Source organism: Microbacterium sp. PAMC21962 (assembly GCF_019443465.1).
GTDB lineage: Bacteria > Actinomycetota > Actinomycetes > Actinomycetales > Microbacteriaceae > Microbacterium > Microbacterium hominis.
In genome coordinates this window covers 998,868-1,019,441 of sequence record NZ_CP080381.1, presented here as the reverse complement: position 1 = coordinate 1,019,441, position 20,574 = coordinate 998,868, and the positions used below count along the sequence as shown (strand labels likewise).

General features: G+C 66.5%; 16 protein-coding genes and 3 rRNA genes. 14 read left to right on the top strand and 5 right to left on the bottom strand.

Annotated elements, in window-relative coordinates; translation table 11 throughout:
* Window positions 1–94 precede the first annotated feature (94 nt).
* The 3 genes from KY498_RS05045 to KY498_RS05035 are packed head-to-tail and all read left to right on the top strand — an operon-like array spanning window position 95 to window position 2,195.
* A complete protein-coding gene (locus KY498_RS05045) occupies window positions 95–1,084 on the top strand; it encodes a 4-hydroxy-3-methylbut-2-enyl diphosphate reductase (RefSeq protein WP_060959241.1) in 990 nt (329 codons plus the stop codon).
* Window positions 1,081–1,629, top strand: coding sequence for a DUF6264 family protein (locus KY498_RS05040; RefSeq protein WP_061782549.1), 549 nt, complete (start codon window positions 1,081–1,083; stop codon window positions 1,627–1,629). Before KY498_RS05045 ends, KY498_RS05040 begins: the two co-directional genes overlap by 4 nt.
* Window positions 1,626–2,195: an MOSC domain-containing protein gene (locus tag KY498_RS05035; RefSeq protein ID WP_060959243.1), complete on the top strand. Its 570-nt coding sequence runs from the start codon at window positions 1,626–1,628 to the stop codon at window positions 2,193–2,195. Before KY498_RS05040 ends, KY498_RS05035 begins: the two co-directional genes overlap by 4 nt.
* 108 nt (window positions 2,196–2,303) lie before the next feature.
* Here the strand turns inward: KY498_RS05035 and fbaA are convergent, their stop codons facing one another.
* On the bottom strand, window positions 2,304–3,335 hold the full coding sequence (fbaA, locus tag KY498_RS05030) for a class II fructose-bisphosphate aldolase (protein WP_060959244.1): 1,032 nt from the start codon (window positions 3,333–3,335) through the stop codon (window positions 2,304–2,306).
* 184 nt (window positions 3,336–3,519) lie between these two features.
* Here fbaA and glpX point away from each other — a divergent pair, with 184 nt between their 5' ends.
* Together glpX and KY498_RS05020 are read left to right on the top strand one after the other, a co-directional pair.
* Entirely contained in the window at window positions 3,520–4,509 is a 990-nt protein-coding gene (gene glpX / locus KY498_RS05025) for a class II fructose-bisphosphatase (RefSeq protein WP_060959245.1), read from the top strand.
* Between the two features lie 146 nt (window positions 4,510–4,655).
* Complete coding sequence (locus tag KY498_RS05020; RefSeq protein WP_223848899.1) at window positions 4,656–4,802, top strand: hypothetical protein; 147 nt, start codon at window positions 4,656–4,658, stop codon at window positions 4,800–4,802.
* Between the two features lie 10 nt (window positions 4,803–4,812).
* On the opposite strand, the gene KY498_RS05015 is transcribed toward KY498_RS05020, so the two are convergent.
* From KY498_RS05015 to adhP, 3 genes are all read right to left on the bottom strand, one after another.
* Window positions 4,813–6,084, bottom strand: a complete 1,272-nt coding sequence (locus KY498_RS05015; RefSeq protein WP_191008361.1) for a DNA recombination protein RmuC — start codon at window positions 6,082–6,084, stop codon at window positions 4,813–4,815.
* A 46-nt stretch (window positions 6,085–6,130) separates the two neighbouring features.
* Window positions 6,131–6,736: an exonuclease domain-containing protein gene (locus KY498_RS05010; protein ID WP_060959248.1), complete on the bottom strand. Its 606-nt coding sequence runs from the start codon at window positions 6,734–6,736 to the stop codon at window positions 6,131–6,133.
* A gap of 138 nt (window positions 6,737–6,874) precedes the next feature.
* Window positions 6,875–7,942, bottom strand: a complete 1,068-nt coding sequence (gene adhP, locus KY498_RS05005; protein ID WP_082734120.1) for an alcohol dehydrogenase AdhP — start codon at window positions 7,940–7,942, stop codon at window positions 6,875–6,877.
* 96 nt (window positions 7,943–8,038) lie between these two features.
* Between adhP and KY498_RS05000 the strand changes: the two genes are divergently transcribed.
* From KY498_RS05000 to KY498_RS04960, 9 genes are all read left to right on the top strand, one after another.
* A complete protein-coding gene (locus KY498_RS05000) occupies window positions 8,039–8,779 on the top strand; it encodes a class I SAM-dependent methyltransferase (RefSeq protein WP_191008362.1) in 741 nt (246 codons plus the stop codon).
* 28 nt (window positions 8,780–8,807) lie between these two features.
* Entirely contained in the window at window positions 8,808–9,881 is a 1,074-nt protein-coding gene (gene ychF / locus KY498_RS04995; RefSeq protein ID WP_191008363.1) for a redox-regulated ATPase YchF, read from the top strand.
* A gap of 52 nt (window positions 9,882–9,933) precedes the next feature.
* Window positions 9,934–11,229: an MFS transporter gene (locus tag KY498_RS04990; RefSeq protein WP_191008392.1), complete on the top strand. Its 1,296-nt coding sequence runs from the start codon at window positions 9,934–9,936 to the stop codon at window positions 11,227–11,229.
* Between the two features lie 721 nt (window positions 11,230–11,950).
* Window positions 11,951–13,473: ribosomal RNA gene (locus KY498_RS04985) — 16S ribosomal RNA — on the top strand.
* Window positions 13,474–13,866: 393 nt separating this feature from the next.
* Window positions 13,867–16,973, top strand: a 23S ribosomal RNA gene (locus KY498_RS04980).
* A gap of 104 nt (window positions 16,974–17,077) precedes the next feature.
* Window positions 17,078–17,194, top strand: a 5S ribosomal RNA gene (rrf, locus tag KY498_RS04975).
* The 16S, 23S and 5S rRNA genes sit together here, the layout of an rRNA operon.
* A 71-nt stretch (window positions 17,195–17,265) precedes the next feature.
* Window positions 17,266–18,810 (top strand): primosomal protein, encoded by a 1,545-nt coding sequence (locus KY498_RS16500; RefSeq protein ID WP_223848902.1) that lies wholly within the window; start codon window positions 17,266–17,268, stop codon window positions 18,808–18,810.
* Window positions 18,810–19,847: an HAD-IIA family hydrolase gene (locus KY498_RS04965; RefSeq protein WP_191008394.1), complete on the top strand. Its 1,038-nt coding sequence runs from the start codon at window positions 18,810–18,812 to the stop codon at window positions 19,845–19,847. The genes KY498_RS16500 and KY498_RS04965 overlap by 1 nt, the downstream gene beginning before the upstream one ends.
* A 97-nt stretch (window positions 19,848–19,944) precedes the next feature.
* The gene (locus KY498_RS04960; protein WP_060959125.1) at window positions 19,945–20,154 is read left to right on the top strand and encodes a hypothetical protein; all 210 of its coding nucleotides are present in this window, start codon (window positions 19,945–19,947) and stop codon (window positions 20,152–20,154) included.
* Window positions 20,155–20,172: 18 nt separating this feature from the next.
* Here KY498_RS04960 and KY498_RS04955 read toward each other — a convergent pair whose 3' ends face one another.
* Entirely contained in the window at window positions 20,173–20,529 is a 357-nt protein-coding gene (locus tag KY498_RS04955; RefSeq protein ID WP_223848903.1) for a hypothetical protein, read from the bottom strand.
* Window positions 20,530–20,574: the final 45 nt, after the last annotated feature.

The window sequence follows — 20,574 nt, the reverse complement described above, 5'->3', positions numbered from 1 at the left end:
CCGCCCTCCCTAGAATCGAGGGGTGAGCAGCTCTGCCGTCCGTCTACCGACGCCCCATATCCCAGGACCGCGCGGACGGCTCCAGGATAACCCGGTGCCAGGACCCAAGAAGGTCCTCCTGGCCTCCCCGCGCGGATACTGCGCGGGGGTGGACCGCGCCGTGATCGCCGTCGAGAAGGCGCTGGAACGCTACGGCGCCCCGGTGTACGTGCGCAAGCAGATCGTCCACAACATCCACGTCGTCACCGAGCTCGAGGCGAAGGGGGCGATCTTCGTCGAAGAGGTCGACGAGGTCCCGTCCGGTGCGCACGTGGTCTTCAGCGCGCACGGGGTCTCGCCGGCCGTCGTGAACGCGGCATCCGAGCGCGGGCTGCAGGCGATCGACGCGACCTGCCCGCTCGTCACCAAGGTGCACCGCGAGGCGGTGCGCTTCGCGCGCGACGACTTCGAGATCCTGCTCATCGGCCACGACGGCCACGAAGAGGTCGAAGGCACCGCCGGAGAGGCTCCCGACCACGTCACCGTCGTGAACTCGCCCGACGAGGCCGATCGCGTGGTCGTCAAAGACCCGGAGAAGGTCGTGTGGCTCTCGCAGACCACGCTCTCGGTCGACGAGACCATGGAGACCGTGCGCCGTCTGCGTGAGCGCTTCCCGAGCCTGCAGGATCCGCCGTCGGACGACATCTGCTACGCGACGCAGAACCGCCAGGTCGCCATCAAGAAGGTCGCCAAGGACGCGGATCTGGTCATCGTCGTCGGCTCGTCGAACTCCTCGAACTCGGTACGTCTGGTCGAGGTCGCCCTCGAGTACGGCGCGAAGGCGGCCTACCGGGTCGACTACGCGCACGAGATCCGGCAGGAGTGGCTCGACGGCGTCGGAACGGTCGGCGTCACCAGCGGCGCCTCGGTCCCCGAGGTCCTCGTCCAGGAAGTGCTCGCCGATCTGGCCGGCGCCGGCTACGCCGACGTCGAGCAGGTGCGCACCGCCGAGGAGGACCTGATGTTCTCCCTCCCGAAGGAGCTGCGTCAGGACGCCACCGGACGCCGTGACGACCGCGCGCTCGGCGGGCGGTCCCGGACGTGAGCGAGCCCGCGGCGGAGCCGACGCGCCCGCGCCCGCAGTACGGCGAGTACGCCACACCGGAGGAGCAGCGCGCGCGCATCGCGCAGCCGGCGCTGCCGGCGCAGCATCCCGTGCTCCCGCCCACCGTCCCGAGCCGTGCGCATCCGCCGACCGCGCCGGCGACGACCGCCGCGGCGCGTCCGTCGCGCACGGCCGATCGGATCATCACCTTCGCGCTGCTCGTCTACGGCCTCGTCACCGTCATCAGCGCGGTTCCCCAGCTGTGGGACTTCGCGGGCTTCGCGCAGACCTGGATGCAGGTCGCCGGGATCGACGCCACCTTCACCAACACGGCGCAGGGCGAGTTGTGGGGGCGCATCTCGGCGTTCGTCTTCATCGGAGGCTGGATGCTGACGGCCGTGCTGTCCTGGGCCTCGCTGAGGGCGCACCGGCTGTCGTGGTGGATTCCCCTCGTCGGGGCCATCGTGACGTTCATCATCGCGACGGTGTGCCTCACGATCCCCCTGCTCGGCGACCCCGCGATCGTCAGCCACTTCGCCCGATGAGCGCATCCGGCACGCTCCTCGCGGTGTGCGTCGTGCGGGCGCTGCGACCCGACGCCGGGGCGCTCGGGGTGACCGCGATCGACAAGGCCGCCGTCGAGGGGCCGGTCCGCCTCGGACGCTACGGCGCGTATGCCGACGTCCAGGCCAATCGCAAGCACCACGGCGGCCTCGACAAGGCCCTCTACGCCTACGCGCAGGAGGACGCCGACTTCTGGGCGGCCGAGTTGGGCGTCGACCTGCCGCCCGGGTGGTTCGGCGAGAACCTCCGCGTCGACGGGCTGGACGTCAACCGCTCGCGCATCGGCGAGCGATGGAGGATCGGCGAGACCGCCGTCGTCGAGGTGACGATGCCGCGAACGCCCTGCCAGACGTTCGCGCGCTGGGTGCGCACGGTCGACCGGTCGGCCGAGCGCGGCTGGGTACGCCGCTTCTCGGCGGAGCGTCGACTGGGCCCGTACCTGCGCGTCGTGCGCACCGGGTCGGTCCGCGCCGGCGACCCCCTCACCGTCATCCACGTGCCCGACGGCGCGCCCGGACTCCTGGACGCGTACGCCGATCCCGCGTGATCGTCGCGGGCGCCCCGCGCCGGTCACGGTCGGGCATCCGCGGCGACGGCCCGTACGTCGAACGCCCCCAGAGCGCGGCTCCGGGGGCGTTCGTCGTACGGGGACGGATCAGATGCTGATCGAGTGGCCCGCCGAACCGAGCTGCTGCGTGGCCTCGACCACGCGGGCCGCCATCGCCGACTCGGCGATCTTGCCCCAGGCGCGCGGGTCGTAGGCCTTCTTGTTGCCCACCTCGCCGTCGACCTTGAGCACGCCGTCGTAGTTGCTGAACATGAACCCGGCGACCGAGCGCGTGAACGCGTACTGCGTGTCGGTGTCGATGTTCATCTTGACGACGCCGTTGGCGACCGCGGTGGCGATCTCCTCCGGCGTCGAGCCGCTGCCGCCGTGGAACACGAGGTCGAGGGGCTTCGCGCCGGTGCCGAACTTCTCCGCGATGCCCGCCTGGATCTCGCCGAGCAGCTCGGGGCGCAGCTTCACGTTGCCCGGCTTGTAGACGCCGTGCACGTTGCCGAACGTCAGCGCCGCGATGTACCGGCCGTTCTCGCCGAGTCCGAGCGCGTCGACGAACTTCGAGACGTCCGCGGTGGTCGTGTACAGGGCCTCGTTCGACCCCTCGTGCTTGACGCCGTCCTCCTCGCCGCCCACGACGCCGATCTCGACCTCGAGGATGGCGTTGATGTTCTTCATGCGGGGGAGCAGCTGCTTGGCGATCTCGATGTTCTCCTCGAGCGGCACCGCCGAGCCGTCCCACATGTGCGACTGGAAGATGGGGTTGCGACCGGCGCGCACCTCCTCCTCGGATGCCGCGATCAGCGGCAGCACGAAGTCCTCCAGCGCCGGCTTCGGGCAGTGGTCGGTGTGCAGGGCCACCGTGATCGGGTAGTTCTTCGCGACCTCGGTGGCGAACTTCGCGAACGCGAGGGCACCCGTGGCACGGCCCTTGACGGTGTGGCCGGCGAAGTAGTCGGCGCCGCCGGTCGTCACCTGGATGATGCCGTCGGAGCCGGCTTCGGTCAGACCCTGCAGGACGGCATTGATCGACTGCGAGCTGGCGGCGTTGATCGCGGGGAACGCGTATCCACCGGCCTTCGCACGGTCCAGCATCTCGGCGTATTGCTCAGGGGTGGCGACAGGCATTTCTGCTCCTCAGTTCTGCGGGGATTCCAGGCTCAGCCTATCGAAGCGGCGGGACCGTCCGTGAGGGGGCGACCGGGCAAAAGAGTCCCCTCCCGCTTGTCCGCGGTGAAAGAATCGCGGTTCCTTCGTTGCGGCGCCGCCGAAAACGCCACGGCAGACGCAGGTGTCGCTCTAGGCTGGCGACATGGTGAGCCTGACCGCGGACATGAGCCCTTTGCACCCCGACCGCAACCTCGCGATGGAGCTCGTGCGCGCCACCGAGGCCGCAGCCATCCGCTCGGTCCCCTTCATCGGGCGCGGCGAGAAGGAGAAGGCCGACGGCGCGGCCGTCGACGCGATGCGCGCGTTCCTGACCACCGTCGCCTTCGACGGCGTCATCGTGATCGGCGAGGGCGAGAAGGACAACGCCCCGATGCTCTTCAACGGCGAGCACGTCGGGACGGGGCGGGGGCCGCAGTGCGATGTCGCCGTCGATCCCATCGACGGCACGTCGCTGACCGCGGAGGGTCGCAACAACGCCCTCTCGGTGCTCGCCGTCTCCGACCGCGGCTCGATGCTCGACGCCTCGAGCGTCTTCTACATGGACAAGATCGTCACCGGCCCCGCCGGCGTCGGCGTCGTCGACATCCGCCTGCCCGTCGGCGAGAACATCCGCCGGCTCGCCGCCTCGCTCGGCAAGCCCGTCGACGAACTCGTCGTCTCCGTGCTCAACCGTCCGCGCCACGCGCGCCTCATCGAGGAGATCCGCGAAGCCGGCGCGGGCACGCGTCTGATGAGCGACGGCGACGTCGCCGGTGGCATCAACGCGGCGCGCCACAACGCGCGCACCGACATGTGCATCGGCATCGGCGGCAGCCCCGAGGGCGTGGCGACCACCTGCGCGATCAAGGCGCTGGGCGGTCACATCCAGGGTCGCCTCTGGGCGCGCGACGACGACGAGAAGCAGCGGGGGATCGACGCCGGTCTCAAGCTGGACGGCTACGTCTACGAAGCCGACGAATTGGTGAAGGGACGCAACACGATCTTCGTCGCGACCGGTGTCACCAACGGCGAGCTCGTCGCGGGCGTGCGTCGCGACGGCGACTTCGTCTACACCGAGAGTGTCGTCCTGCGCGGCGCGTCCGGAACGCTGCGCCGCATCTCCTCGGAGCACCTCACCTCGAAGTGGCTCTGAGCGCGACGCGCGGGGGGCGTGGAGGACAGCTGACGCCCGCTCTGGCAGAATGTGGAGCGGTGTCACCGGCGACACATACGTCGTCCACGCAGTCCGGGGGTCACATGTCCGCAGCATCGAGCAGTCCCAGAACGGGTCAGGTCACCGTGCCGGTCGACCCCGCGCGCAGGCCCGACGTCCTGTTGCGGCGACGGATGCCGGAAGGGCATCAGGTCAGCGCGTGGTGGATGATCGGCGCTTTCGTCGCGGTCTCCGTCGCGGTCGTCGGGCTGCTGAACCTCTTCCCGGCCTGATCCGGCGCGCTCACAGTCGATCGCGCAGGTCGCCCACGTCGGCGACCATGGCCTCGGCGGCACCGTCGGTGAGTTCGGGGGCGATCAGCTTCCGCGGTGTCTTCTCGATCGCGGCGGGTGCCGCCGCCGCATCCAGCTTCGTCTCATCGATGCCGGGGAACTTGCGCGCCGTGACGAGCACGCGGGTCTCCAGCGACCCGGCGAAGCGGTTGTAGGTGTCCACCGTCCGCTCGATGGCGCGGCGGAGATCGTCCGCGTGCCCGGCGAGCGCGCCGAGGCGCTGGTAGAGCTCGGTTCCGAGATCGAACAGACGGCGCGCCTCGGCGGAGACGTCCTGCTGGGTCCAGGTGTAGGCGACGGTCTTCAGGACCGCCCACAGGTTGACCGGCGACGCCAGAGCCACGCGCTTGCCGAACGCGTAGTCGAGCAGGGTCGGATCCTCCTCGAGGGCGGTCGCGAGCAGCGCCTCGTTCGGCAGGAAGCACACGACGAACTCGGGGCTGGAGTCCAATCCGCTCCAGTAGGCCTTCTTCGCGAGGGCGTCCACGTGCGCGCGGACCGCCTTCACGTGCCGCTGCAGCAGCTGTGCCCGCCGGGCCGCCTCCTCCCCGAGAGCGGTCACGGGGATCGCGGATGCCTCGAGGTACGCGTCGAGCGGCACCTTCGCATCGACGGCGAGCGACTTGCCCCCGGGAAGGCGAACGATCATGTCGGGGCGCCCCTCGCCGGCGTGCGAGGTGACCGACGACTGCAGGTCGAAGTCGACGTAACGCGTCAGCCCGGCCGACTCGACGACCCGCCGCAGCTGCGTCTCGCCCCAGACCCCGCGCGTCGCATTCGAGCGGAGGGCTCCGGCGAGCGACTCCGTCGTCGCGCGCAGCGCCTCATCCGACGCCTGCGCCTGGCGCAGCTGTTCCGCGAGGGAGCCGAACTGGGTCTGGCGGTCGCGTTCGAGGGCGGTCACCTTCTGCTGCATCGCCTCCAAGGTCTCCTGGACCGGGGCGAGCGCGCGGAGCACGAGCTGCTCGCGTCGTTCCCGCTCCTGCTGCGCGCTCTGGTCGGCGCGTGCCTGCGCGCTGAGCTCACGGGTGAGCGCCCGCTGCTGCTCGAGCTGCTCGCCGAGCGAGCGCGCCGTCGCGTCGGCGGCGCCCAGGCGCGCGGTGAGCGCCGCAGCATCGCGGGCGGCACGTTCGGCGGCGCGGGCGCCGCCGGTGAACCAGCCGGCGACCAGGCCGCAGATCAGGCAGAGGACCGCGAGGGAGATGACGACGAGTGCATCCATGTGCACAGCGTGCCCGAGGCCTCGGACATCGTCGTGCGCCGCACCGTCAGAAGGTCGGAACCGCCGCGGTGGGGCGCGATGCCGTGCCCGCGAGCTGCGGCACGCGCACACCGAGCAGCATCGCGAGCTCGACGACGTCGTGCGCCCCCGCGCGGGCCGCGGCGTCGATCATGATGTGCGCGCAGGCCAAAGAGTCGGCCGTCGCATCGTGGTGCGCGAAATCGAGGAACCCCGCGGCGGCGGCCACCAGCGGGAGCCGGTAGGACGCGAGATCGTACGTCTTGCGCGCCACCTGGAGGCTGCACACGTAGCGGTACGGCGGGCACGCGGCATCCGTCACCTCGCAGGCGCGGCGCAGGACGCTCATGTCGAAGCCCGCGTTGTGCGCGACGACCACGTCATCGCCGACGAAGGCGGCGAGGTCGTCGAGCTGGGTGGCCCAGGAGGGGGCGTCGGCGACGTCCTCGGGGCGGATGCCGTGGATGCCGACGTTGATCTCGAAGAACCGGTCGTGGCCCGGCGGGGGCTGGATCAGCCAACCCGCGGTCGCCACGACGCGCCCGTCGCGGACGCGGGTGAGTCCCACGGCGCACGCGGAGGCGCTGGAGGAGTTCGCCGTCTCGAAGTCGATCGCGGTGAAGTCCAGGGCCACGCGTCCACTCTGCGTGTCGTGCCCCGGCCGCCGCGGCAGGCGCGCCGTGCTCGCCGCACACGGCCGCCTGCGGCCGGGGCGCAAGGAGAGCGGGGAGCGATCCTGCTGCGATCGCTCCCCGCTGGTCGTGGCGCCGGGTCAGTAGGTCATGACGATCCGGCCGTCGATCTTGCCCCGCTCCATCCGCTCGAAGATGTCGTTGATGTCCTCGAGGGTCTCGACGTGCACCGTCGGATGGATCTGGCCGCGCGCGTAGAAGTCCAGGGCCTCGATCATGTCCTGGCGGGTGCCCACGATCGAGCCGCGGATCGTGATCGCCCGCAGCACGATGTCGAAGATGTCGGCGTCGAAGGTCCCGGGCGGCAGTCCGTTGAAGACGATCGTCGCTCCGCGCCGCACGACGCTGAGCGCCTGATCGAACGCCTTCGGGTGCACGGCCGTGACGAGCACCCCGTGGGTGCCGCCGGTGGCCTCCTGGATGGCGGCTCCCGGGTCGGTGTGTGCCGCGTTGACCGTCACCTCGGCGCCGTGCCGCCGCGCGAGTTCCAGCTTGTCGTCGTCGACGTCGACCGCTGCGACCCGCATCCCGAGGGCGCGTGCGTACTGCACGGCGATGTGTCCGAGCCCGCCGATGCCCGAGATCGTGACCCATTCGCCGGGGCGCACCCCGGTCATCTTGAGCCCCTTGTAGACGGTGACGCCGGCGCAGAGGATCGGCGCCACCTCCACCGGGTCGGCGCCGTCGGGGATGCGGGCCGCGTACTTCTCGTCCACGAGCATGAACTCTCCGAAGCTGCCGTCGACGGAGTATCCGCCGTTCTGCTGATCGGGGCACAGCGTCTCCCAGCCGGTGCGGCAGTATTCGCACGTGCCACACGCCGACCACAGCCACGCGTTGCCGACCTTCTGTCCGATCGACAGGGTGGTCACGCCGGGACCGAGGGCGACGACCTCGCCGTAGCCTTCGTGGCCGGGTATGAGCTGCGGCTTCGGCGCGACGGGCCAGTCGCCGCGGGCGGCGTGCAGGTCGGTGTGGCAGACACCGCTCGTGATGACCTTCACGAGGGCTTGGCCCGGTCCCGGCGTGGGGACGGGGACCTCCGCGACGACGAGGGGTTCGCCCGCCGCGGTCACGACGGCTGCGCGCATCGTCGTCCGATCGTCGCGGGTTCCCGCCGCGACGGAGGTTTCGGTCAGAGTCGTCATCGACATCACTTCCTCTCGGCGGAGCCGTTCCGCCCGATGCTCCGACGCTAGGAACCCGAAGGTTGCACGCGGTTGCGGGCGGCGTAGGGTCGGACCATGGCGACGCGCGACGAGATGGCGACGAGCTTCGGGGCGGCGGTGGGGGAGTACGAGCGGGGCCGTCCGTCGTACCCGGCGGAGGCCGTCGCCTGGTTGATCGCTCCGGCCGGCCTCCGTCCGCGGGTCGCCGACGTCGGTGCCGGCACCGGCAAGCTGACCGAGGCGCTGCGGCGGGCGGGCGCGGAGGTGGTCGCCGTCGAACCGGATGCCGCGATGCGGGACGCCTTTCGTCGTTCACTTCCGGGTGTCGAGGTGCGCGCGGGCGCGGCCGAGGCCACGGGGCTGGCCGACGGCAGCGTCGATGCGGTCGTCTTCGGCCAGGCGTGGCACTGGGTGCGCGTTCCCGAGGCCTCTGCCGAGGCCGCGCGGGTGCTGCGGCCCGGCGGTGTGATCGGGCTGATCTGGAACATCCGCGACGAGTCGGTCTCCTGGGTCGCGCGTCTGGGTGCGGCGATGAAGGGAAGCCACGCGGAGGAGCTGCTCGCGGGCGAGGGGCCGACCGTCGCGGCGCCGTTCGGCACGCTGGAGCACGAGAGCTGGCGCTGGTCGCGGGCGGTCACCCGCGATGAGGTCCTCGCGATGGTGCGTTCGCGCAGCTACGTCATCACCGCGCCGGCCGAGGAGCGCGCACGCATCGAGCAGGAGGTCGCCGCTCTGCTCGACGAGATCGGAGCCGTCGGCGACGCGCGCGTGGAGCTGCCGTACGTCACGCACGGGTTCCGTGCCGTCGCGGGGTGAGCTCGTCGCCCGCGTAGACTGAGATCCCGTGGCTCTTACCATCGGAATCGTCGGTCTCCCCAACGTCGGCAAGTCGACCCTGTTCAACGCGCTGACCAAGAACCAGGTTCTCGCGGCCAACTATCCCTTCGCGACGATCGAGCCGAACGTCGGCGTCGTCAACCTCCCCGACCCGCGGCTCGAGAAGCTCGCCGCGGTCTTTGGAAGCGAACGCATCCTTCCGGCCGCCGTCTCCTTCGTGGACATCGCGGGCATCGTGCGCGGCGCGAGCGAGGGGGAGGGGCTCGGCAACAAGTTCCTCGCCAACATCCGCGAGGCCGATGCGATCGCTCAGGTGGTCCGCGGCTTCGCCGACTCCGACGTCGTGCACGTGGACGGCAAGGTCGACCCGGCATCCGACATGGAGACCATCAACGCCGAGCTCCAGCTGGCCGACCTCGAGACGCTCGAGAAGGCGATCAACCGGTACGAGAAGGAAGTGCGCGGGAAGAAGCTCGATCCCGCCGTGCTCGAGGCCGCCGTCGCCGCGCGTGACGCGCTGCAGCGCGGCGAGCTGCTGTCGGCCTCCGGAATCGACCTCGCGCCGATCAGGGAGCTCGGTCTGCTGACGGCGAAGCCGTTCATCTTCGTGTTCAACGTCGACGAGGCAGTGCTGACGGATGCCGACCGCAAGGCCGAGCTGGCCGCGCTCGTGGCTCCGGCGAAGGCCGTCTTCCTCGACGCGAAGATCGAGTCCGAGCTCATCGACCTCGATCCGGCGGATGCCGCCGACCTCCTCGCGTCGACGGGGCAGGACGAGTCGGGACTCGACCAGCTCGCCCGCATCGGCTTCGACACGCTCGGACTCCAGACCTACCTCACGGCGGGCCCCAAGGAGGCGCGCGCCTGGACGATCGGCAAGGGGTGGAAGGCGCCGCAGGCCGCGGGGGTGATCCACACCGACTTCGAGAAGGGCTTCATCAAGGCGGAGGTCATCTCGTTCGACGATCTCGTCGCGCTGGGCTCCGTCGCCGAGGCGCGTGCGAAGGGCAAGGCCCGCCTGGAGGGCAAGGACTACGTCATGCAGGACGGCGACGTGGTGGAGTTCCGCTTCAACGTCTGACGCCCCGGCCCGCTCGCACCGGCGCACCGCGGAGCACCCTTAAAGTGAGCGCATGAGTTCTGCCGCGCCGGCGGCCGGCGTCGATCCGGCTCGCTCCCGAGGTCTCCGGATGCTGCTCAGCGGGTCGTTCCCGAACCTCGTGCAGTGGTACAACCTCTACGTCTTCGCGGCGTTTGCGCCGTTCTTCCGGACGGAGTTCTTCGACCCCGCCGACGGGGGCTCACTCGTCTACGTCTACGGCATCTTCGCGCTGACCTTCGTCATGCGACCGGTGGGGTCCTGGCTGTTCGGACGTATCGCCGATCGGCGAGGCCTGCGATTCGCGCTCGTGTCGAGCGTCCTGCTGATGTCGGCGGGGTCGGCCGTACTGGCGGTGAGTCCGACGGCGTCGGCCGCGGGCGCGGCGGCCGGCGGCATCCTGCTGCTCGTCGGGCTCGTGCAGGGCGTGGCGACCGGCGGAGAGTACGGCGTGTCGGCGGTGTACCTCTCGGAGGTGTCGACCGACGGCAGACGCGGCTTCTTCTCGTCGTTCCAGACGGCGACGATCGTGGCGGGTCAGGTGCTCGCGCAGGCCACGCTGCTGGTGCTGCTCACATCGGTCGACCGTGCAGAGGTGTCCGTGTGGGGATGGCGGGTCGCGTTCGGCATCGGTGCGCTCGCCGGGCTGTCGACCCTGCTGGTCGCGCGGCGGATGCCGGGGGAGCGGCGTCGCCCCGCGGCGGGAGTCACTCTTGCCGTCCTCCTGCGCGAGGGGTGGCGTCCGCTGCTGTGGGTCGTCCTGATGACCTCCGGCGGAACGGCCGCCTTCTACACGTTCACCGTCACGGTGCCGGCGGTGTCGCGTGAGGCCGCGTACGGCTCCGGGGGTGCGGCAGCCGAGCGGGCCAGCACGACCGCGATCCTGCTCGCGCTGATCGTGCTGATGGTGCTGCAGCCCGTCGGCGGCGCGCTCAGCGATCGCGTCGGGCGCAAGGCGCTCCTGGTGTTCTTCGGCGTGGCGGGCGTCATCGTCATCGGCCCGGTCGTCGCCGTGGCCGGGGGACTCCTCGATCCGTGGGTGCTGTTCGCCGCCCTCGTCGCGGTGTTCACCGTGCTCACCGGCTATCTCGCCACCAACACGATCGTCAAGGCCGAGGCCTTCCCTCCGCAGCTGCGTGCTCTCGGCGTCGGCTTCGGCTATGCCGTGGCCAACTCCCTCTTCGGTGGAACGGCGCCGCTGATCTACCACGCCACCGCGGCGACGCCGTGGGTCTTCTCCGGATACGTGACGGTGCTGGTGGGGATCACCCTCGCCACTGCGCTCACCATGCGCGGAGGACGGACGAGCCCGCTCGATCGTCGGCTCTGACACCGCGGCGGTGAGAGGGACGCCGGCTACGGCTCCGTGGTGAGGACGGGCCCGCAGGTGAGGCACGACCAGGCGACGAGGAACCTCTCGTCGTCCAGGACCTCGAAGCCCAGGCGGTCCCCGCACAGAGGACAGGTCGGGCCGTCGCCGACGGGGATGCGCATACCGCCAGTATCGCCGCGACGCCGCGCCGACAGACGCCGGGGAGCGCGCGACACGCCCGGGATGCCGGTGTGATTTGCCGCCGGCGCGGATCCGACCTAAGTTTGTATCCGTTCGCCCCACAGGGAAGAGCGAAGGGCCGGAAGGCCTCGCCCCCTCAAGCGGAGAACCGATCCCCATCCCACACCCTCCACGAGGGCAGACCATCCGGTCTGGGATGAGGGTTTCCCCCGTGCAGCCGTTGCCAGCGGTCGTCACCACGGATCCTCGGATCCTGAGACGCCGACTTGACAAGATGCGCGAGAGGGATAAGATAGAGAAGTTGCCCTGCGGGTGAGGCTGAGAGGCCGAGCAGCAGGAGCATCCGATCCTTGAGAACTCAACAGCGTGCACTTGTCAAATGCCAAATAACCTCGTCTCAGCTTCGGCTGGGTGAGATTCCTTTGGATCAAGTCCAGCCTCTTTTGGGGTTGGCGTATGGATTGTCAGTAATGGCATCCTTTTGGTCAGTTTCGAACTCGCTGCATCGTCGTTTTCCCGGTGGTGTATGCATTTTTTCTTTTTGGAGAGTTTGATCCTGGCTCAGGATGAACGCTGGCGGCGTGCTTAACACATGCAAGTCGAACGGTGAAGCCCAGCTTGCTGGGTGGATCAGTGGCGAACGGGTGAGTAACACGTGAGCAATCTGCCCCTGACTCTGGGATAAGCGCTGGAAACGGCGTCTAATACTGGATACGAGCTGCGATCGCATGGTCAGTAGCTGGAAAGATTTTTTGGTCAGGGATGAGCTCGCGGCCTATCAGCTTGTTGGTGAGGTAATGGCTCACCAAGGCGTCGACGGGTAGCCGGCCTGAGAGGGTGACCGGCCACACTGGGACTGAGACACGGCCCAGACTCCTACGGGAGGCAGCAGTGGGGAATATTGCACAATGGGCGCAAGCCTGATGCAGCAACGCCGCGTGAGGGATGACGGCCTTCGGGTTGTAAACCTCTTTTAGCAGGGAAGAAGCGAAAGTGACGGTACCTGCAGAAAAAGCGCCGGCTAACTACGTGCCAGCAGCCGCGGTAATACGTAGGGCGCAAGCGTTATCCGGAATTATTGGGCGTAAAGAGCTCGTAGGCGGTTTGTCGCGTCTGCTGTGAAATCCCGAGGCTCAACCTCGGGTCTGCAGTGGGTACGGGCAGACTAGAGTGCGGTAGGGGAGATTGGAATTCCTGGTGTAGCGGTGGAATGCGCAGATATCAGGAGGAACACCGATGGCGAAGGCAGATCTCTGGGCCGTAACTGACGCTGAGGAGCGAAAGGGTGGGGAGCAAACAGGCTTAGATACCCTGGTAGTCCACCCCGTAAACGTTGGGAACTAGTTGTGGGGTCCATTCCACGGATTCCGTGACGCAGCTAACGCATTAAGTTCCCCGCCTGGGGAGTACGGCCGCAAGGCTAAAACTCAAAGGAATTGACGGGGACCCGCACAAGCGGCGGAGCATGCGGATTAATTCGATGCAACGCGAAGAACCTTACCAAGGCTTGACATACACCAGAACACCGTAGAAATACGGGACTCTTTGGACACTGGTGAACAGGTGGTGCATGGTTGTCGTCAGCTCGTGTCGTGAGATGTTGGGTTAAGTCCCGCAACGAGCGCAACCCTCGTTCTATGTTGCCAGCACGTAATGGTGGGAACTCATGGGATACTGCCGGGGTCAACTCGGAGGAAGGTGGGGATGACGTCAAATCATCATGCCCCTTATGTCTTGGGCTTCACGCATGCTACAATGGCCGGTACAAAGGGCTGCAATACCGTGAGGTGGAGCGAATCCCAAAAAGCCGGTCCCAGTTCGGATTGAGGTCTGCAACTCGACCTCATGAAGTCGGAGTCGCTAGTAATCGCAGATCAGCAACGCTGCGGTGAATACGTTCCCGGGTCTTGTACACACCGCCCGTCAAGTCATGAAAGTCGGTAACACCTGAAGCCGGTGGCCCAACCCTTGTGGAGGGAGCCGTCGAAGGTGGGATCGGTAATTAGGACTAAGTCGTAACAAGGTAGCCGTACCGGAAGGTGCGGCTGGATCACCTCCTTTCTAAGGAGCATCTGGCACTCTTTGGGGTGTCCAGGCGCCGGATCAGGGCCGAATGTGTCTTGCCGGTTCGCTCATGGGTGGAACGTTTGATGAGGTGTGGGGGAGTGATCTTCGAGTTAGTACGGCCTTCGGGTTGGGAAAGCTGGGGGTGAGTGAGCCGGCACATGCACGCTGTTGGGTCCTGAGGGACCGGATGCGCTCTGATCTTCGGATTGGGAGCAGACGAACCTCAGGACTCTTTCTGTTGCCGGCTGGTGCTGGTGCGGGGAGGGTACCGCCCGTACTTTGAGAACTACACAGTGGACGCGAGCATCTTCGAGATGAGTAATCATCTCGTGAAGATGATCTTAAAGATCATTAGTCAATTTCGATTGACGATTCAAACTCATGTGATTTCAAGTCTTTAAGAGCAAACGGTGGATGCCTTGGCATCTGGAGCCGAAGAAGGACGTAGCAATCTGCGATAAGCCTCGGGGAGTGGATAAGCACACTGTGATCCGAGGGTGTCCGAATGGGGAAACCCCGCTGGGCGGCGTGCCGACCCAGTGACTCCCGCCTGAATATATAGGGCGGGTAGAGGGAACGTGGGGAAGTGAAACATCTCAGTACCCACAGGAAGAGAAAGCAACCGCGATTCCGTTAGTAGTGGCGAGCGAAACCGGAACAGGCTAAACCGAGTACGTGTGATATCCGGCAGGAGTTGCGTATTCGGGGTTGTGGGACTTTTCTGGTTGTTCTGCCGAGCAGCCGGCGTTACAAGAAGGTATAGACGAACTGGATTGAAAGCCAGGTCATAGAGGGTGCCAACCCCGTAGTCGAAATGTCTCTCTTGGCGCGAAGAGTATCCCAAGTAGCACGGGGCCCGAGAAATCCCGTGTGAATCTGTCAGGACCACCTGATAAGCCTAAATACTCCCAGATGACCGATAGCGGACAAGTACCGTGAGGGAAAGGTGAAAAGTACCCCGGGAGGGGAGTGAAATAGTACCTGAAACCGTTTGCTTACAAACCGTTGGAGCCTCCTTAGTAGGGGTGACAGCGTGCCTTTTGAAGAATGAGCCTGCGAGTTAGCGATACGTGGCGAGGTTAACCCGTGTGGGGTAGCCGTAGCGAAAGCGAGTCTGAATAGGGCGATTCAGTCGCGTGTCCTAGACCCGAAGCGAAGTGATCTATCCATGGCCAGGCTGAAGCGACGGTAAGACGTCGTGGAGGGCCGAACCCACTTAGGTTGAAAACTGAGGGGATGAGCTGTGGATAGGGGTGAAAGGCCAATCAAACTTCGTGATAGCTGGTTCTCTCCGAAATGCATTTAGGTGCAGCGTTGCGTGTTTCTTGCCGGAGGTAGAGCTACTGGATGGCCGATGGGCCCTACAAGGTTACTGACGTCAGCCAAACTCCGAATGCCGGTAAGTGAGAGCGCAGCAGTGAGACTGTGGGGGATAAGCTTCATAGTCGAGAGGGAAACAACCCAGACCACCAACTAAGGTCCCAAAGCGCGTGCTAAGTGGGAAAGGATGTGGAGTTGCTCTGACAACCAGGAGGTTGGCTTAGAAGCAGCCACCCTTGAAAGAGTGCGTAATAGCTCACTGGTCAAGTGATTCCGCGCCGACAATGTAACGGGGCTCAAGCACGCCACCGAAGTTGTGGCATTGACATTATTGGTAGGCCTTCGTGGTCCAGCCGTGTTGATGGGTAGGAGAGCGTCGTGTGGCCAGCGAAGCGGCGGTGTGAACCAGCCGTGGAGGCCACACGAGTGAGAATGCAGGCATGAGTAGCGAAAGACGTGTGAGAAACACGTCCTCCGAAAGACCAAGGGTTCCAGGGTCAAGCTAATCTTCCCTGGGTAAGTCGGGACCTAAGGCGAGGCCGACAGGCGTAGTCGATGGACAACGGGTTGATATTCCCGTACCGGCGAAGAACCGCCCAAACTAATCCAGTGGTGCTAAGTGCCCGAATTCCTTTGTATCGATCCCTTCGGGGTGAGAGCGTTGGAGCTAGCGCATGACCCCATGCTGGTGCGGTTAGCGTATTAACAGGTGTGACGCAGGAAGGTAGCCCAACCCGGGCGATGGTTGTCCCGGGGCAAGTGCGTAGGCCGAGTCATAGGCAAATCCGTGACTCTTACAGGCTGAGACACGATGCGGATAAAAAGTGGGTGATCCTCTGCTGCCAAGAAAAGCATCGACGCGAGGTTCTAGCTGCCCGTACCCCAAACCGACTCAGGTGGTCAGGTAGAGAATACCAAGGAGATCGAGAGAATCGTGGTTAAGGAACTCGGCAAAATGCCCCCGTAACTTCGGGAGAAGGGGGGCCATCCACTTATATGAGCTTGCCTCAAAAAGGGTGTGGTGGCCGCAGAGACTAGTGGGTAGCGACTGTTTATTAAAAACACAGGTCCGTGCCAAGTCGCAAGACGATGTATACGGACTGACGCCTGCCCGGTGCTGGAAGGTTAAGAGGACCGGTTAGCCGTAAGGCGAAGCTGAGAATTTAAGCCCCAGTAAACGGCGGTGGTAACTATAACCATCCTAAGGTAGCGAAATTCCTTGTCGGGTAAGTTCCGACCTGCACGAATGGCGTAACGACTTCCCAACTGTCTCAACCGCGAACTCGGCGAAATTGCACTACGAGTAAAGATGCTCGTTACGCGCAGCAGGACGGAAAGACCCCGTGACCTTTACTACAGCTTGGTATTGGTGTTCGGTGTGGCTTGTGTAGGATAGGTGGGAGACGTTGAAGCGGTGACGCCAGTTACCGTGGAGTCATTGTTGAAATACCACTCTGGTCACTCTGGATATCTAACTTCGAACCGTAATCCGGTTCAGGGACAGTGCCTGGTGGGTAGTTTAACTGGGGCGGTTGCCTCCCAAAAAGTAACGGAGGCGCCCAAAGGTTCCCTCAACCTGGTTGGCAATCAGGTGGCGAGTGTAAGTGCACAAGGGAGCTTGACTGTGAGACTGACAGGTCGAGCAGGGACGAAAGTCGGGACTAGTGATCCGGCAGTGGCTTGTGGAAGCGCTGTCGCTCAACGGATAAAAGGTACCTCGGGGATAACAGGCTGATCTTGCCCAAGAGTCCATATCGACGGCATGGTTTGGCACCTCGATGTCGGCTCGTCGCATCCTGGGGCTGGAGTAGGTCCCAAGGGTTGGGCTGTTCGCCCATTAAAGCGGTACGCGAGCTGGGTTTAGAACGTCGTGAGACAGTTCGGTCCCTATCCGCTGCGCGCGTAGGAAATTTGAGAGGATCTGACCCTAGTACGAGAGGACCGGGTTGGACGAACCTCTGGTGTGCCAGTTGTTCTGCCAAGAGCACCGCTGGTTAGCTACGTTCGGGATGGATAACCGCTGAAAGCATCTAAGCGGGAAGCCGGCCTCAAGATGAGATTTCCATGCCTTCGGGCGAGAGGCTCCCAGCCAGACTACTGGGTTGATAGGCCGGATGTGGAAGCGTGGCAACACGTGAAGCTGACCGGTACTAATAAGCCGATGACTTGATAACACACCGTTTTGGTGCTTGCGTCCACTGAGTGGTTCTCGATGTACGGTCGAGAACTGCACAACTGATCTTCGATCGTTGTGTGCTTGATGAAACATCAATAGTGTTTCGGCGGCCATAGCGTGAGGGAAACGCCCGGTCACATTCCGAACCCGGAAGCTAAGCCTCACAGCGCCGATGGTACTGCAGGGGGGACCCTGTGGGAGAGTAGGACACCGCCGGACTTCATTTCAGGAAATGGCCACCCAACGCTGGGTGGCCATTTCCCGTTAACAGACCGAGAGGAACCCCTTCGATGGCACAGGAGCGCGATCCCGACAACAAGGATGCGAACGCTGAGCGCCGTGGGAGGAACTCGGACCCGCAGCGCGGAGGGCAGCGTCCCTCTTCGTCGCGCCCACCGCGGGAGGGCGAGCGCAAGCCGTATGCCTCGCGTGATGGGGAGCGGAAGCCGTACCCGAAGCGTGACGGTGAGCGTAAGCCGTATGCGTCTCGTGACGGGGAGCGTAAGCCGTACGCGTCTCGTGACGGGGAGCGTAAGCCGTACGCGTCTCGTGACGGTGAGCGGAAGCCGTACGCCTCGCGTGACGGGGAGCGTAGGCCCTACCCGAAGCGCGACGGTGAGCGGAAGCCGTACGCCTCGCGTGATGGTGAGCGCAAGCCCTACCCGAAGCGCGACGGTGAGCGGAAGCCGTATGCGCCCCGTGATGGGGAGCGGAAGCCGTACGCGTCGCGCGATGGTGAGCGCAAGCCGTACGCGTCGCGCGACGGTGAGCGCAAGCCCTACGCGTCGCGCGACGGTGAGCGCAAGCCCTACGCGTCGCGCGACGGTGAGCGGAAGCCGTACGCGCCCCGTGATGGTGACCGGAAGCCGTATGCCTCGCGCGACGGGGAGCGGAAGCCGTACCCGAAGCGCGACGGTGACCGTAAGCCGTATGCGTCCCGCGATGGGGAGCGTAAGCCTTACGCCTCGCGCGACGGTGAGCGGAAGCCTTACGCGAAGCGCGACGGCGAGCGGACGTCGCGTCCGCCGCAGGGGTCGGAGCGCCGCACCGGCCCCGTCGGTCCGCAGCTGCCCGACGACGTCACCCCTCAGGATCTGCCGACATCGGCTCGCAACGAGCTCAAGACCCTCTCGAAGGAGAACGCCGAGCAGGTCGCCCGTCACCTGGCGATGGCCGCGCGTCTGATCGACGACGACCCCGCGCTGGCTCACGAGCACGCTCTCGCCGCCTCCCGCAGCGCCGGCCGCATCGCGATCGTCCGGGAGACCGTGGCGATCACGGCCTACGCGCTCGGCGACTTCGCCCTCGCGGTGCGGGAGCTGCGCACTTACCGCCGTATCTCCGGTCGTGACGACCAGATCGCTCTGCTCGTCGACAGCGAGCGGGGCGTCGGTCGCGCTGACCGTGCTCTCGAAGTGGGACGTGCGGTCGACCGCTCTGCGCTGACCACCGAGGCGCGCGTCGAGCTGGCGATCGCGATGTCGGGCGCCCGGCTCGATCTCGGCGAGACCGAGCGAGCGCTGCAGGAGCTCGACATCCCGGAGCTCGACCCGGATCGTGCGTTCACGTGGAGTCCGGGCCTCTTCGCTGCGCGAGCGGCGGTGCTGGAGGAGCTCGGTCGTCTCGACGAGGCCCAGCAGTGGCAGCGTCGTGCCGACGTCGCCGCCGAGGCTCTCGGCGCCGTGGACGCGGACCTCGAGGTGATCGAGATCGACGAGGTCGAGGAGATCGCCCTGCCGCTCGACGAGGATGAGCAGCACGTCGACGTCGACGATTCCGACGTCATCGACGCCGTCGACCCGGATGCGACGTCTGCAGAGGCGGCCGACGACTGATGGCGCTGTTCTCGAAGCGCACGCCGTCCACGCCCCTGGACGGCGTGGACGCCGTGCTGGCCGATCTCGACGGCGTGGTGTACGCCGGTCCGGGCGCGCTTCCGTACGCCGTGGACAGCCTCAACGCCGCCGGTGCGTCGCGGCGGCTCGGGTACATCACCAACAACGCGTCTCGTCGCGACGCGGTCGTCGCCGAACACCTGCGCGAGCTGGGTCTGACGTCGACGCGCGCCGAAGACGTCGTCACCAGCCCGCAGGCGGCGATGCGGCTGCTGCGCGAACGCGTCGCCCCGGGTGCGACGATCCTCATCGTCGGCGGCGACGGGCTCGTCTTCGAGACGGAGAAGGCCGGATACGTCGTCACACGCAGCGCGGAGGACGCACCTGCCGCGGTCGTGCAGGGGTTCGCCCCCCACGTGGGGTGGGAGCAGCTGGCGGAGGCCGCGTACGCGCTGGCGACGCCCGAGGATGCCGGCGGCATCCCCTGGATCGCCACGAACACGGACTGGACCATCCCTCAGGCGCGGGGCATCGCGCCGGGGAACGGGACGCTCGTCTCGGCGGTTCACACGGCGGTGGGCCGACTCGCCGTCGTCGCCGGAAAGCCGGAGCGCGCGATCTTCGATGAGGCCGTCGCGCGATTCGGCGCGCAGAAGGCGCTGTTCATCGGCGACCGGCTCGACACCGACATCGCCGGCGCCCAGGCGGCCGGTCTCGACTCGGTGCTGGTGCTGACGGGTATCGATCGTCCCAAGCACGTGCTCGCGGCGCCGGCCACCTCGCGCCCCACCTACATCCTCAGCGACCTGCGCGAACTCCACGAGGAGTACCCGCAGACGATCGTGCGCGGCGACACGACGGCCGTGCGCGACGCCGCCGTGCGGATCGACGGGGCGGACATCCACATCGTGTCGGAAGGATCGCGACCGATCGACCTCGTCCGCGCCGGCGCGGCGGCGATCTGGGCGTCCGGGCGTGCGATCTACGGATTCCGCGTGCCGGAGCGGCTGTACGCCGATCCCTTCCACCGTCCCTGAGGCGATCTGCGCGCTGCCGGCGTCGAGGTTGTCAACCCCTGGGGGATGAGTGCCGACCGGGCCTAGCCTGGGGGCATTCGTCGATCGAGGAGGACCCATGTCCGGAGTGAAGTTCTGGCTGACCGTCGTGATCGCCGGCGGTGCCGGCTATGTGCTCGGCGCGCGTGCCGGACGAGCGCGCTATCGCGAGATCAGTGCCGCTGCGAAGCACCTGTGGGACGACCCGTCGCTGAAGAAGGCTCGCGCACGCTCCCGCAAGGTCGTCGACAAGGCAGCCAAGAAGGCGGCGAAGAAGCTCGGCGCCTGAGCGCAGACGCGCGGTGCCTCACTGCCAGCCGAAGGTGTTGAACCACTCGGCGCGGCCGGCGGATTCGCGCTGATCATCGGTGCCGCGGAACCGGTCGTGCGGCGCGCGTCGGCCCGCAACGAGCGGCACGAACCCGTCGCACTCGGGGCACCGCGAGCGTCCCTCGGGAAAGCCCGCGGCCGCCGCCTCGTCCGGCAGCTGCGGTGCGGGCACGCCGGCGAGGCCCGAGCCCGGGCACGTCGGCGCGTCCGCCTGCGCGTCGGACCACATCTGCGACGTCCCGACCCGATTGTGCAACCCCGCGTGACCGGTCGGTCGGGTGCACAACGCCGTGCCGCGCCGACTGCGGCACCACCGTGCCGTGGGAAAGCTCACGCGCCCAGCATAGGCACCCCCATGACGGCGTGGCGGCGCGGCGCC

Bases quoted from the DNA above. Each gene is read 5' to 3' on its own strand.
- KY498_RS05015 (WP_191008361.1), bottom strand. From the start codon at position 6,084: ATGGATGCACTCGTCGTCATCTCCCTCGCGGTCCTCTGCCTGATCTGC.
- KY498_RS05000 (WP_191008362.1), top strand. From the start codon at position 8,039: ATGGCGACGCGCGACGAGATGGCGACGAGCTTCGGGGCGGCGGTGGGG.
- adhP (WP_082734120.1), bottom strand. From the start codon at position 7,942: ATGACGACTCTGACCGAAACCTCCGTCGCGGCGGGAACCCGCGACGAT.
- KY498_RS16500 (WP_223848902.1), top strand. From the start codon at position 17,266: ATGGCACAGGAGCGCGATCCCGACAACAAGGATGCGAACGCTGAGCGC.
- KY498_RS04960 (WP_060959125.1), top strand. From the start codon at position 19,945: ATGTCCGGAGTGAAGTTCTGGCTGACCGTCGTGATCGCCGGCGGTGCC.
- fbaA (WP_060959244.1), bottom strand. From the start codon at position 3,335: ATGCCTGTCGCCACCCCTGAGCAATACGCCGAGATGCTGGACCGTGCG.
- KY498_RS04990 (WP_191008392.1), top strand. From the start codon at position 9,934: ATGAGTTCTGCCGCGCCGGCGGCCGGCGTCGATCCGGCTCGCTCCCGA.
- KY498_RS05035 (WP_060959243.1), top strand. From the start codon at position 1,626: ATGAGCGCATCCGGCACGCTCCTCGCGGTGTGCGTCGTGCGGGCGCTG.
- KY498_RS04965 (WP_191008394.1), top strand. From the start codon at position 18,810: ATGGCGCTGTTCTCGAAGCGCACGCCGTCCACGCCCCTGGACGGCGTG.
- glpX (WP_060959245.1), top strand. From the start codon at position 3,520: ATGGTGAGCCTGACCGCGGACATGAGCCCTTTGCACCCCGACCGCAAC.